Source organism: Alistipes sp. (assembly GCF_048465575.1).
In the GTDB taxonomy this organism is placed as follows: domain Bacteria; phylum Bacteroidota; class Bacteroidia; order Bacteroidales; family Rikenellaceae; genus Alistipes.
In genome coordinates, this window is record NZ_DBFWLG010000042.1 from 38,230 (window position 1) to 51,943 (window position 13,714).

A 13,714-nucleotide genomic window follows, 5' to 3' on the forward strand; every position below is an offset into this window, starting at 1 on the left:
TTGTCATTCGAGCATCCACCATTGGCAGCACTCCTCCCGGCGGGCTGCGGTCCGGACCGTTTCGTCCGCGTCGTAACAATCCACAAAGCTCCGCCATCCGTTCTGCCGGTACTCCCCGGCCGGCATGAATTCGCCCGCGCCGATGTCCAGCCCCCGGCTCTCGGGAATCCGGAAATCGCCCCAGTTGCAGACTTTCGCCGCACCGGTTTTGTCGCTTCGCCAGTTCCCCTGCCACTGGTTGTTGCGATAGCCGTCGGCGATGATCATCAGCGTGTCGTAATAGATATTGCCGCGCTCGTCCGCGGCCACGTCGAGCCAGTGGGTTCCCTCGAAGAGGCCTGCTCCGGGCTGTCCGGGGTCTTCACGCAGGGTATAGTGCCCGTAAAGCCTCCACCCGCCGAATATTCCGCCCCACGCATCCGGCTCCCCCGATTCCGGGCGGCGGACGACGGAATCGATCGCAAGCTCGCCCCTGAAAGAGCAGATGTTGCTGCCGGTACGGGTCTTGCCGCGCAGCGCATAACGCAGCGGATCGGTCGCGGATCGGGTGACGGACGCGATGTGGATGGAAAACCGCCGGAACTCCTTGCCGATGTATCCCAGCGGTTCGGGACGCTCGACCCATTCGAGCGCGGTGGTGTCTTCGCGGTCGATCAACGGCAGCGGACCCGTCCAGAGCATCGAGAGGTCCTGCTTGAGGAGCTGCTCCCGATCGATGACGGGTCCCTCAGCCCGCACGCCGAGCAGCGTCGGCAGCACAAGCAGTATCGTCGCAAGCCGTTTCATCCCTACCTCTTGCGATCGATCAGACTTTCGGCATAACTGCGCATCCGTTCCGTGCGCGCACGCTCCACCGAGAGGGTTTCCAGGACGGCCAGCGCCCGCTCGAAGCGCAGCTGGATCTGCTGCTGAGCGAGGCGCGGCACGTCGAGCGCATCGTAGATGGCCTTGACGCGGGCGATCTTCTCGGCGTCGGAGAGCGACGCATCGCGGTGGGCGGTGCGCAGCACCTCGCGCGCGGGCTCGTCGGCCCGGCTCATGGCCGTTATCATCAGGTAGGTCTTCTTACCCTCGAGAATGTCGCCGCCGATGGCCTTGCCCAGCCGCTCGTCGCCGTAGCTGTCCAGCAGGTCGTCCTGCAACTGGAACGCCAGCCCCAGTTCGAGGGCGAAGCGTCTGAGGCGTCGGCAGTCCTCCTCCGAGGCGCCACCCACGAGGGCGCCGATCACCGTCGCACCGGCCAGCAGGGCCGAGGTCTTCAATTCGATCATGTGCATGTATTCGACCACCGAGACTTTCTGCTTCTGCTCGAAATCCATGTCGTACTGCTGCCCCTCGCACACCTCGAGCGCCATGGCATTGAACGTCGAGAGGATCTCGGGCAGCAGGGGCGCGGGCACCTCCGACAGCAGCCGGTAGGCGCAGATCATCATGGCGTCGCCCGAGAGGATGGCCACGTTCTGCCCCCACCGGGCATAGACCGAGGGCTTGCCGCGGCGGATCGAGGCGTTGTCCATGATGTCGTCGTGGAGCAGCGTGAAATTGTGGAACACCTCGACGGCCGCGGCCGCCGGGAGGGCCGCCTGGACCCGGTCGGTGAAGATGCCCGCGGCGAGCATCACGAGCATCGGGCGCAGCCGTTTGCCGCCGCCCGCGAGCGAGTAGCCGATGGGGGCGTAGAGAAGCTGGGGCTCGGCCGGAAAGCCGATCTGCGCCAGGTGGTTTTCGATTGCTGAGAGCAGTTGCTCATTGGTTTGCATGGCCGAAAGATCGTATTTAGATGTGAAACTGTCCCAAAAGTAGGAAAAAAGTTTGTAGCAACCGAATTTTGGATTAACTTTGACAAGATAAACGTCCACATTTAACCTCACACGCTATGAAAAAACTCGCTATCGGCGTCGACATAGGCGGCATCAACACCGCTTTCGGCTTGGTCGACGAAAACGGCGACCTCTACGCCGAGTCGGTCATCTCCACCAAGAAATACCCCCATGTAGACGACTATCCGACCTATATCGACGACCTGTGCCAGGCGATGCGCGCGCTGGCCGACAGCCTCTCGTTCGAGTACGAACTCACCGGGATCGGCATCGGAGCCCCCAACGCCAACTACCACAAGGGGACGGTCGAAATGCCCGCGAACCTCTGGAAATTCCGCGAGGGCGAGAAGAATCCCGACGAGAACCGCCGCATCTTCGCGCTGGCCGAAGACGTTTCGCGCTGCTTCGGCGGGGTCGAGACCCTCGTGACGAACGACGCCAACGCCGCCACCATCGGCGAGATGATCTACGGCAATGCCAAGGGCATGCGCGATTTCGTGATGATCACGCTCGGCACGGGGCTGGGCTCGGGATTCGTTGCGAACGGCGAGCTGATCTACGGCCACGACGGCTTTGCCGGCGAGTTCGGACATATCGTCGTCGAGCGCAACGGCCGCGAGTGTGGCTGCGGCCGCCGGGGGTGTCTGGAGACCTACGTCTCGGCGACGGGTATCAAGCGCACCGTCTTCGAACTGATGGCCACCATGACCGCGCCGAGCAAACTGCGCGACATAGCGTTCAACGATTTCGACGCCTCGATGATCTCGGCCGCGGCCGAACAGGGTGATCCGGTGGCGCTCGAGGCGTTCCGCATGACCGGCGAACTGCTGGGCCGTGCGCTGGCCGACGTGGTGACGGTGACCTCGCCCGAGGCGATCTTCCTCTTCGGCGGCCTTTCGAAAGCGGGCAAGCTGATCTTCGAACCGACGCAGTGGTACATGGAGGAGAACATGCTCTTCGTCTACAAGAACAAGGTGAAACTGCTCCCGAGCGGTATCCAGGGCAAGAACGCCGCGATCCTCGGCGCCTCGGCGCTCGTCTGGCAGCAGCATACCCGCTAATACTTTCGAAGAACGGACCTCCGGCGTCAGATGCGAAAGGAGGCGGATCGAACGGTCTGAGACGTTAGGCGATAGATGCCGAAGCCGCGGATCGGGCGGAGCAGGCGGCGGGAAAACAGTCGGCGGGACCCGGCGGCAGAGGCAGCAAAGGGAACAAAGGCGGCAGAAGTGGCAGAGATGGCAGAGGCGGTCGAAAGAGGTCCCCGGAGGCGGCCGCGAACAACGTGCAGTCAGCGCTGAGCGGCTGCGCTCGGCAGAATTTGCTCCCGCAGGCGGCTACTCCTCCTTGAACAGATCGATCTCCCCGGTTTCGACCTTGCGGTAGATGTCGGCCAGTTCGGCCACGACCGGAGAGATGAATTCGAGCGTGTCGGCCACGGCGGATTTATCGCCCTGGCCCTTGATGCGGTAGAGCATCGCGGCGTAAAGCGCCCGGAAGCACAACTCCGTGTCGCTCATCCCCGGGTTGCCCATTACCGCGCGCAGCCGCGGCAGCTCCGGCTCCAGCCGGGACCAGGTCCGGCGGTAGTGCTCGCCGACGGGGTATTTCAGCAGCTGCAGGTGGGTGTTGTGCAGGTCGGCGACCAGGTGCAGCGTATGCTCCAGGTGGCCTTTCTCCTCCTTGCCCTCCTCGCGCAGCAGGTTGGCGATGTCCATGTACCACATCAGAAAGACCGGTTTGCGGCCCTCGTTGATGTCGCTGCGCGGAGCGATGAGGGTCGAAAAGATCGCCTCGGGGCTGAATTGCAGCGCCCGCAGCAAGTCCTCCAGCTGCCAGAGGTAGAGGATGTATTCGGCGATGTTCTCCTTGCGTTTAGCCTGTGCGATGTCCATTATTTGATCCAGGTTTTGGGCCCCGTGCGGTGCTTGAGGAAATACTGCTGCGATTTCAGCAGGTTGCGCGATTGGAGCACCATGTTCTTGGTCTCGGTCAGGATCGTCAGGTAGAGCATCGACGCCTTGGTGCTCGACCGGGCCTCGTTGATGCGCGTCAGTTCGGACTTGATGGCCTCGGCGATCGACTCGAACAGTTCGTCGCGCATGGTCAGCACGGTCTCGATCTCCGAAAAGTCGCCCTCGCGCAGCATGAGGTTGATGCGGCGGTAGATCGATTCGACGTCGTCGTTGATCTTCATCAGATCGCGCGTCTGCTCCATCGAAAGGCCCTCGTGGTTGTTGTCGATGTGTTCGAACGCCGGGCGCGTGATGTGCATCAGCGCCTTGGTCATTTCGTTGAGGTAATCGACCACCTGCACGTAATAGTGGGCCGTGTTGACGTCGCCCGACTGCAATTTTTTGAGCGTCGGCAGCAGCGTGTACTTGCGTTCGCGCGACTGGTAGAAGAGGTCGTTCGACTCCTTGACCATGTCGCGCAGGACCTTGCGATTCTCTTTCATCACGGCAATCAATGTGCGGTCGTAGATCTTGGTGGCGCACTCCATCGTCCGGCACACCTCGTCGCGCAGCGAGCCGATGATGTCCTCGTTGGTCTCCGACTTGACGGCTGCAACGGCCGAGGGTTTGTTTTTCTTGATGAAATTGCTGTGGATAAGTATCCAGCCGCAGAGCAGCGTGACGACGACGAAAGCCGCCGTGCCGCCGTAGATCAAGACCAGCCCTACCACGAACGCGATCAGGAAGCCGCCCAGCGCCGTGATGAACCAGCCGGCCACGACGGTCATGACGCCCGAGATGCGGTAGACGGCGCTTTCGCGGCCCCAGGCGCGGTCGGCGAGCGACGAACCCATCGCCACCATGAAGCAGACGTAGGTGGTCGAGAGGGGCAGCTTGAACGAGGTGGCCAGCGAGATCAGCAGCGCCGCTGTGGTCAGGTTGACCGTGGCGCGGATCATGTCGTAGGGGGCGCCGCTGTGCTCGACATCCTCGTATTCGAAGCGGCGCGAGATGCGCTCGCGCAGGTGCTTGGGGATGACGCGCTCGACCCCGGCGTTGATGCCCAGCGCAGCGCGGACGATCGTGCGAGAGAATACTGACGAGCCGTACTGCTGCTGCCCGTCGTCGCCCTGTGCCGAGAGCGAGATTTCGGTCTCGGTGACGTGCATGGCTTTTTTCGAGGTCCACAACGTGATGATCATCATCACGCCCGCAAGGAGCAGGATCGAGAAATTGGCCGGGACGTTCTCGCTCAGGGCGCTCATCAGCATCGTCGTGTCGCCCGCATGCCGGGCGATGGAGTAGGCGTCGAAGCCGGCCACCGGGACGCCGATGAAATTCACCAGGTCGTTGCCCGCGAACGCCAGGGCCAGGGCGAAAGTGCCCGAGAGGATGGTGATGCGCAGAATGTTGATCTTGAAGCGCTGGATGAAGAAGAGCATCAGCGAGCAGACCACCCAGCAGATGAAGAGCGAGAGGAGCAGGTGGCTGTCGACCATGCGGATGAAATCGTGGCCCGCGAGGATCGATTTGAGCCCCTTGAAGATGGCGAAATAGACGATTGCCGTGAGCGAAGCGCCGCACCACAGCGAGCCGTAACGGCGGAAAAGCACCGTATAGCGGAACGAAAACAGGAGACGCGAAACGTACATGACGGCCGTACCGCAGGTGAATGCGACGACCACCGACAAGAGGATCGCCGAGACGATACCCATGGCGCGCGAGGTGTTGATGAATTCGCCCAGGGCGTTGACGCCCAGCGTCGGGTCGTTCGAAATTTTGAAGATCGAAACGGCGATGGCCGCCCCCAGCAGGCAGAAGATCAGCGACACGGTGGTCGAGGTCGGCAGCCCCCAGGAGTTGTAGAGGTCCAGCAAAATGATGTTGGCGAACATAACCCCCAGGTAGAGCATCATCACCTCGTGGAACGTGAAGAGCCCCGGATTGAACATGCCGCTGCGCGCCACCTCCATCATCCCGCTCGACGTGACCACGCCGACCAGGATGCCGACCGAAGCGACCAGCAGGATGACCTTCATCGAAGCGGCCTTGGAGCCGATGGCGGAGTTGAGAAAATTGACTGCGTCGTTCGTGACGCCGACGAAAAGACCTGAAATGGCGAGTATTCCCAGAATGACTACAATGACGGTGTAGATTTCGCTCATGTTGGTTTTTTTGCAAATAGTGAACAAATTTACACCAATTTTTCCGTTGTAACGGCGTTGAAAGGGAATGTTAACATTTATTTAACACAGTCGGCAGCATGGGCCAGGCATGTGAAAGGTGAAGTTGCGGGTAAGCGAGCGCGGAGGCTGCTTGCAGGCTTTGCCGAGCGTGAGCAAAGTCAAGCCGCCCCTTAGGCGGGTTAAAGATGTTTTCGATCCCCGAGCAATGTCGAGGGGTCGCAAGCAAAAGTGAAAAGACAAAGGTACTTTCGGGCCCAGAACAGCGTCGTGAGGCTGCCCCGAACTTGACGAGGGTTGCCAATCAGTTTTTGTCATTGCGTGCGGATGCGAGGAATGGCAAAAATCGATCGGCGCCCTCCGGCAGAAGACGGCGGGCGGGAGATCGGAACCAGCCGAAAAAATAGGAAAGCTGTTTAGTTCTTCTTTTTCCTCCAGCGGAAAAACCGTCCGTCGGGAGCTAAATGGAGGGTTTTGCGGGATTCTGAGCCGTCAAAATCCCCCCCCCCTCGCGGTTCTCTCCATCCTCGTGGACAACGAGGTTTACGGGGTGCGCGAAGACGAACCGGGCGCCCTGGGTATAGTCGGGATCGACCCAGATGCGGCCGCCCACGATCACGGCGATCTGGCGGCAGATGGCAAGGCCCAGGCCCGTCCCTTTCTTCTTGTTGCCGTCGAGTTTCTCGAAGCGGTTGAAGACCATGTCCTGCTTGTCGTGCGGAATGCCCGGCCCCGTATCGGCCACCGAGAAGAGCACCTCTTCGCCCTCGCCGTCGATCTCCACGCCCAGGGTGATGCTGCCCCGGGAGGTGAATTTCCCGGCATTGGTCAGCAGGTTGATCAGAACCTGCGAAAGGCGGTGGGCGTCGGTTACGATCCGGAACGACTCCACGGGGCACTCGAAGCGCATCTCGACCCCCTCCTGCCGCGTATGGGCCGTGGTCATGATGACGTGCTGACACACCTGCACCACATCCTCGGAGGCGTAGTTGAAGCGAATCTTGCCGCATTCGAGCGACGAAATGTCCAGAATGTCGTTGAGCAGCGTGAGCAGCATCTCGGAGTTGTTGACCACGATCGCGCAGTACTCGGCCCGCTCCTCCTGCGTGAGCTCCTCGCTCTGCATCAGCGACGAGAAGCCGACGATGGCGTTCATCGGCGTACGGATCTCGTGGCTCATGTTGGCCAGGAAAGCCGATTTGAGCATGTCCGACTCCTCGGCCCGCTCGCGGGCCACGACCAGCTGCCCCTCGCGTTCTTCGAGCATCTGCTTGAGCCGCCGCGTACGCAGAAACAGCCACGCCACGAAGACCAGCAGCAGCACCAGCAGCACGATGCCGGAGACCAGCATCTCGATATAATGGGAGTATTTGGTCAGTTTGGCCGCCACGGTATCTTCGACGATGCTGCCGCGGGGCAGGGCGTATTCGGCGATCTTCCACTCGCTGAGCTTGCGCGAATCGAACAGGTAGCGGTCCTTGCTCATGTGGAAATGGGTGCTGTCGATGCGGCCCGTGCGGTAGTACTCCCTGATTTGCGATGCGATCAGCGCGGCACCGCTCTCGTAGGCGGGAACGTAGCCGCCCAGCGCCACGTCGCCGATACCCGTGCCGGTCACCGAGAAGACCGGAATGTTGGGATTCTCCTGCACCAGGTCCGCGAGCGAACGCTGCATGAAATACTCCCCGTCACGTCCCACCCGCCAGGTGCCCAACAGCACGGCCGAGCGGGGCGGGAGGGCGGCGTAGGCGGCATGCGCCTGCTCCTCGCCCTCGCGGCTGTCGACGAGCACCAGTTTGAGGTCGGGAAAGTGCTTCCACTCCTCGCGCACGAGGGCCTGCAACGAGATGCCGCCGTAGGTGTTGTCCGAAACGAATGCGACGTTGCGCACCTCGGGGTAGAGCGAGCGGATCAGTTCGACGTTGCGCCGGATGTCGTAGCGGTTGAGCATGCCGCCGATGCCGGCGAGGCTGTCGGCCATGCTGCGGTAATCGACGGTCGGGGGCCGCCAGCAGATCACCGAACTGTCGCGCGGAGGGAGCATGATGCCGTTGGAGCTGGCGAAGCAGCTGAAACACATCACCCCTTGGGGAAAGCGCCCCAGCGAAACGAACGACGACCAGGCCTCCTGGCCCAGCAGGATCACGGCGCGCAGGCCGCGGTTTTCGTAGCGGCTCAGGAGGTTGTCCGTTTGCGAAATCCACTGCGGAGCGTCGCCGATATTTTTGCATTCGAGCGTCTCGACGTAGATTTCGCACGGCACGCCCTGCGCGACGATCTGCCGCTCGAAATCGTTGATGAAACTCGACATGCGCCGCGTGTCGGGGTTGTACGAAGAGATTACCAGGATGCTTTCGCGGCTCTCTTCGGCTTGCAGCGATCCGGGCAACAGCAGCATGCAGCACGCCAGGAACCGCAGAATCGGTCCAAACAGTCGGTCGGCACTCATCGGGATGCGGTTTTTTGGGAGAGAAGCGCGGCGATCCGGCTGCGCAGTTCGTCGGCCCGAAGCGGCTTGGCCAGGCATTCGTCGAACCCGGCCCGGAACATCCGCTGCCGGTCGGCCTCGAAAGCATAGGCCGTCAGCGCGATCACCGGCACGTCGGGCGCCATGCTCCGAATCTGGCTCAGGGCGCCGTAGCCGTCCAGTTCGGGCATGCTGATGTCCATCAGGATCAGGTCGGCACCCTGCTCGCGGAAGAGCCGCACGGCCTCGACGCCGTCCCAGGCATGGGTGAGCGTGTAAAGGTTGCGCAACAGCACCTCGACGAGTTTGTAATTGCTGGGGTTGTCCTCGGCGACGAGGATATGGGGTCGAACCGGCTCCTGCCCGTTTGTTTCGATAGTTTCGGACGCCATGTATCTTGTCAATTTTAGTCGGACCCGGAGGTCCTGCCACGTTCCAAAGGTAAATAAATTTTCGCAGACCCCATCCGATTCGTTTCGAAAATTGACAAAACGGGTTCAAATGGGCCCAGGAGCGGGCGTTTTGGGTCACAAAATTACGCGGAAATGTACATGCTGCCGTTTTTTTGACGATATTTGCAGCGGAATGACTCCCTACTTGGGAATAATTTGTTATATTTACATAATTTTCCGGGTGAAAAGGGCGTTGATTCCACCCGCAGCGGGTTTGCGGGGCCCATCCGGAAAGCAATGACAACATGCGACCATGAACAAAAAAGTACTGATCGTCGACGACAAGGAGCAGATCGCCAAGATCCTCTATGCCTACCTGCACCGGGATTACGACTGTTTCTACGTACAGAATCCCTTGCAGGCCCTCGACTGGCTTCAGATGGGAAACATGCCCGATCTGATTATTTCGGACATCCGCATGCCCGAGATGCGCGGCGACGAGTTCCTCTCGCACCTCAAGCGCAACGAACTCTTCCGCGCCATTCCCGTGGTGATGCTCTCGAGCGAGGACAGCACCTCGGAACGCATCCGCCTGCTCGAGGAGGGAGCCATCGACTACATCGTCAAGCCGTTCAACCCGATGGAGCTGAAGATACGCATTAAACGCATTTTGGATTGAAATACCCCGTCATCTATATCAAGGGCAAAGGCGACCATACGGCCCGGTTTTACGAACTGACCGACGGCCGCATGCACATCGTGTCCGACATCTCGTCGGCTACGCGGACTTTCACGCCCCTCGATGCCGACCACGCATTCATCCTCTACGAGCAGCGCGACGAGGCGACGGACTACCGCAACATCCGCTTCCTGAGGTCGTGGCTTCCGGCATGCGGCATTCTGCTCATCACGTCGCGTCCGCTGAGCGACAGCGAGCGGAGGGACTACCTCGCCGCGGGGGTCAACAGCGCCGTATCGGGCGAGGTGACGCGCGAGGATTTCCTGCGCACGCTGCAATTCATCACCGACTACACGTTCACGCACAAACCCGTTGTCGAGACGAACACCGACATGCGGCTGTTCCGCATGCCCGTGTGGAAGCGCACGTTCGACATAGCGGCCTCGCTCGGAGCGCTCGTCGCACTGTCTCCCCTGCTGGCCGCCGTGGCCGTGGCCGTGAAGCTGGACAGCCCGGGACCCGTGATCTACAAGTCGAAGCGCGTGGGCAGCAACTACCGCATTTTCGATTTCCTGAAATTCCGCTCGATGCGCACCGACGCCGATCAGCGCCTGCGCGAGCTGGGCGACCGCAACCAGTACGCCTCCGGGGGCCCCGACGGCGATTCGGCCAAGATGGCTTTCGACGAAACCGACGTGGAACAGCTGCTGGCCGACGCCTCGAACGGCATGCTCTTCTCCGACGATTTCGCCATCCCCGAAGAGGAACACCTCCAGCAGGTGGGCTCCGAACAGGAAAACGCGTTCGTCAAGATCGAGAACGACCCCCGCATCACGCGCCTGGGCCGCTTCCTGCGCAAGTACAGCATCGACGAACTCCCGCAGCTGGTTAACATCCTGCGGGGCGACATGTCGGTGGTCGGCAACCGCCCGCTGCCGCTCTACGAAGCCGAACGGCTCACCAGCGACGAATACATCGAACGCTTCATGTGTCCGTCGGGGCTCACGGGGCTGTGGCAGGTCGAGAAGCGCGGACATGCCGGCAAACTCTCGCCCGACGAGCGCAAGCGGCTGGACATCCAGTACGCCCGCAAAATGTCGCCGTGGTTCGATCTGAAAATCATTCTGAGGACTTTCACGGCTTTTATTCAAAAAGAAAACGTTTGAATTTATGAAGAAATCTCTCTTGCTCGCCCTCGTGCTACCGATCTTCTGGGCCGCGCAGGGGCAACATAGAACCCCCGGCAGCGGAGCACTGCCCGCAGCCGAGGCGCAGAGCCCCGCCTATCGGCCCAATGTCAGCCAGGCCCTTTTGACCGACATGTCGGTCGAAAGCTACGCCAATCTCCACCTGCCTCCGCTCCACGTGCTGCTCGAAAATGCCCGCGAGCGCTCCTCGCAGGTCAACATGTTCGCCGCCAAGACCGAAGAACAGGAGCGCGAACTGAAGACCCTGCGCCGGTCGTGGCTCAAATTTCTGAAAATCAACAGTTCGTTCAGCTACGGCACGACCGACACCAACAGCGAGTTCTACTACGACAGCAACCTGCCGGTGGTGCAGAACGTTACAGGCATGACCCGCCGGTGGTGGAACGTGGGGGCATCGTTCAACCTGCCGCTCGACGAGATTTTCAACCGCCGCAACAAGATCAAGCAGCAGCAGCGACGCATCGCCAGCATCCGCTACGAGACCGACAGCTGGTACGACGAAATCTGCCTGTCGATCATCGATTGCTATACCACGGCTATTCAGTACCTGGCCGTGCTCAAGGACACCTCCCAGGCGCTCATCATCGCCCAGGCGCAGTACGAAGCCACCGAAGCCGATTTCGTCAACGGCAAGGTCGACGCCGTGGCCCTGAGCCGCCAGCGCAACATCTCCAACGAGTCGTTCCGCATGTTCCAGGAGACCCGCGCCAAGCTCAACAAGGCGCTGCTGCAACTGGAGGTTCTTTCCAAAACCCCGATTATCAGCCAGCCGCAGCAGCAGCCGGCCGAAATGTCCAAAAACGCCAAGCCATGACCGCCTACATCGCCTACCTGGTAAAATTCCTGTTCCGCATCAAGTGGTGGCTGATCCTTTGTCCGACGATCGTCGCCATCCTGGTCTATCTCCACATGGGGCGCCAGGCGCGCACCTACCTCTCTTCGACGACCATCTATACGGGTATCGTTTCGGGTTACGACCTCGAAACGGGCGAAAGCACCTCCCAGGACTGGAACGTCATCAACAATGCGATGGACAACCTGATCAACATCATCAAGTCGCAGACCACACTCAAAAACGTCTCCATGCGTCTCTATGCGCAGCACATGGTGCACGGCGATCCGGAGAATGACAACAAATACATCTTCGCCCGCAACTACCGCTCCGAGCTGCGGCGCACGCCGCAGGAGGTGCTCGACCTCATAGACCGCAGCGACGAAGAAAAAACGATCCAGAACCTCTACGACTACGAGGTAGCCACCCACGACAACCACGTCTACGGGCTTTTCCACTGGATGCACCGCTATTACAGCTACGAAGCACTGAGCAATATCCAGGTCAAGCGCATCGGCAACAGCGACATGCTCGAAATATCCTACGAGAACGACGATCCGGGCGTGGTCTTCAACACGCTCGAAATTCTCAATGACGAGTTCGTCAAGCAGTACCGCCAGTTGCGCTTCGGCGAGACGAACAACGTCATCGCGTTTTTCGAATCGGAACTTAAGCGCGTAAGCGGCGAATTGCGCGCCCGCGAGGATTCGCTGCGCGACTACAACATCGAGAACCTCGTGATCAACTACGACGAGCAGACCAAGCACATCGCCATCCTCTCGCGCGATTTCGAACTGCGCAACGAGGAGGTCCGCCTCAATTTCCACAGCGCCAACAAACTCCGCGAAGCCATCGAAAAGCGAATCGACGGACTTTCGACTTTCCGCAACAACGCGGCATTCATTCAAAAGCTCCACTCCATCGGTGACCTGCAATCCCGCATCACGGCTGCCGAAGCGTTCATACCCGAGACCCAGATCGACAAGGCCGCCATCGAACGGCCCGATCTGGCGCAGCTGCACGCGCAACTCGAAAGCCAGACCGACAGCCTGCGCATTCTCACCTCGAACATCGCTACGCAGCGCTATACCAAGGAGGGCATTTCGACCAACTCGATGATCGACCAGTGGCTCGAGGCGGTGATGCTGGGCACCAAGTCCGAAGCCGAGATGCTGGTGCTCGACGAGTGGAAGCAGTCGCTCGACGACCGCTACATGCGTTACGCCCCCGTGGGTGCGACGCTCAAGCGCAAGAACCGTGAAATCGGCTTCTCGGAGCAGTCCTACCTCTCGATCCTCCACGCCCTGAACATGGCGCGTCTCCGGCAGAAAAATCTCCAGATGTCCTCCGCGACGCTGAAGATAATCAACCCGCCCGTGCTGCCCATCGCCGCCGAGCCGACCAAGCGCAAGATGATGGTGGCCGCAGCATTCTTCTCGACGCTGATCTTCCTCCTCGGATTCTTCATTCTGCTCGAACTGCTCGACCGCACGCTGCGCGACAAGATCCGCGCCGAGCGCATCACCGGCGGCCGCGTCATCGGGGCTTTCCCCGGCCCGGGCCGCTTCGGCCAGCGCCGCTACGCCAAGCAATACCGCGAAGTCGCCACCCGCTACATGGCCAATGCCGCCCTCAACTATTTCGACCCCGCACGCCGCCCCAACGTACTGAACATCCTCTCGACCGAGCCGGGCGACGGCAAGTCGATCCTCGCCGAACACCTCGCCGCACGCTTCCGCGAGTCGGGTCTGAAAGTGCGCACGGTGTCGTGGAACACCGATTTCGATGCCGAGCAGAAAGCGTACCTGCTCTCGGAGCGGCTCGCGGATTTCGTCCACGACAAGAGCGGCGAGCTTCCCCTGGGCGAAGCGGACGTCGTACTGGTCGAGTATCCGCCCCTTTCGCACCACTCCGTGCCGCGCGACCTGCTGCGCGAAGCCGCCCTCAACATCTTCGTGGCACCGGCTACGCGCACCTGGAAAGAGACCGACCAGCTGCTCTATGAAAAAGCGGTGAAACTGGCCGGCGACACCCCGACGGCCCTCTGCCTCAACTGCGCGGGACGCGACGTGGTGCAGACTTTCACGGGGCTGCTCCCGCCCTACACCCGTCTGCGCCGCCTGAGCTACCAGATCAGCCAGTTCGGCTTCACGGCCGTGCGCTGACCGTTGCGACACA

Annotated in this window: 11 protein-coding genes; 5 read left to right on the forward strand and 6 right to left on the reverse strand. The window is 60.9% G+C overall.

Translation table 11 applies throughout. The features are described 5' to 3' along the window. Nucleotides 1-3 precede the first annotated feature (3 nt). Together ACMQ11_RS11085 and ACMQ11_RS11090 are read right to left on the reverse strand one after the other, a co-directional pair. Entirely contained in the window at nt 4-786 is a 783-nt protein-coding gene (locus ACMQ11_RS11085; protein ID WP_418992835.1) for a hypothetical protein, read from the reverse strand. Nucleotides 787-788: 2 nt separating this feature from the next. Beyond that, nucleotides 789-1,760: a polyprenyl synthetase family protein gene (locus ACMQ11_RS11090; RefSeq protein ID WP_418992836.1), complete on the reverse strand. Its 972-nt coding sequence runs from the start codon at nt 1,758-1,760 to the stop codon at nt 789-791. A gap of 116 nt (nt 1,761-1,876) precedes the next feature. On the opposite strand from ACMQ11_RS11090, the gene ACMQ11_RS11095 reads away from it, so the two are divergent. Then, nucleotides 1,877-2,881: an ROK family protein gene (locus ACMQ11_RS11095; protein ID WP_418992837.1), complete on the forward strand. Its 1,005-nt coding sequence runs from the start codon at nt 1,877-1,879 to the stop codon at nt 2,879-2,881. Nucleotides 2,882-3,157: 276 nt separating this feature from the next. Here the strand turns inward: ACMQ11_RS11095 and ACMQ11_RS11100 are convergent, their stop codons facing one another. The 4 genes from ACMQ11_RS11100 to ACMQ11_RS11115 form a co-directional block, all read right to left on the reverse strand. Continuing rightward, on the reverse strand, nt 3,158-3,715 hold the full coding sequence (locus ACMQ11_RS11100) for a DUF4924 family protein (protein ID WP_418992838.1): 558 nt from the start codon (nt 3,713-3,715) through the stop codon (nt 3,158-3,160). Continuing rightward, nucleotides 3,715-5,940, reverse strand: coding sequence for an inorganic phosphate transporter (locus ACMQ11_RS11105; RefSeq protein WP_418992839.1), 2,226 nt, complete (start codon nt 5,938-5,940; stop codon nt 3,715-3,717). Before ACMQ11_RS11105 ends, ACMQ11_RS11100 begins: the two co-directional genes overlap by 1 nt. A gap of 478 nt (nt 5,941-6,418) precedes the next feature. Next, nucleotides 6,419-8,407 carry an ATP-binding protein gene (locus ACMQ11_RS11110; protein ID WP_418992840.1) on the reverse strand — a complete coding sequence of 663 codons (1,989 nt, stop codon included), beginning with the start codon at nt 8,405-8,407 and terminating at the stop codon, nt 6,419-6,421. Continuing rightward, nucleotides 8,404-8,817, reverse strand: a complete 414-nt coding sequence (locus ACMQ11_RS11115) for a response regulator (RefSeq protein ID WP_418992841.1) — start codon at nt 8,815-8,817, stop codon at nt 8,404-8,406. Before ACMQ11_RS11115 ends, ACMQ11_RS11110 begins: the two co-directional genes overlap by 4 nt. 313 nt (nt 8,818-9,130) lie before the next feature. Between ACMQ11_RS11115 and ACMQ11_RS11120 the strand changes: the two genes are divergently transcribed. The 4 genes from ACMQ11_RS11120 to ACMQ11_RS11135 are packed head-to-tail and all read left to right on the forward strand — an operon-like array spanning nt 9,131 to nt 13,701. Further along, a complete protein-coding gene (locus ACMQ11_RS11120) occupies nt 9,131-9,496 on the forward strand; it encodes a response regulator (protein ID WP_418992842.1) in 366 nt (121 codons plus the stop codon). Next, the gene (locus ACMQ11_RS11125) at nt 9,493-10,662 is read left to right on the forward strand and encodes a sugar transferase (protein ID WP_418992843.1); all 1,170 of its coding nucleotides are present in this window, start codon (nt 9,493-9,495) and stop codon (nt 10,660-10,662) included. The genes ACMQ11_RS11120 and ACMQ11_RS11125 overlap by 4 nt, the downstream gene beginning before the upstream one ends. 4 nt (nt 10,663-10,666) lie before the next feature. Next, nucleotides 10,667-11,518: a TolC family protein gene (locus ACMQ11_RS11130; protein ID WP_418992844.1), complete on the forward strand. Its 852-nt coding sequence runs from the start codon at nt 10,667-10,669 to the stop codon at nt 11,516-11,518. Continuing rightward, nucleotides 11,515-13,701 (forward strand): GumC family protein, encoded by a 2,187-nt coding sequence (locus tag ACMQ11_RS11135; RefSeq protein WP_418992845.1) that lies wholly within the window; start codon nt 11,515-11,517, stop codon nt 13,699-13,701. The genes ACMQ11_RS11130 and ACMQ11_RS11135 overlap by 4 nt, the downstream gene beginning before the upstream one ends. The last annotated feature ends 13 nt before the right edge of the window (nt 13,702-13,714 follow it).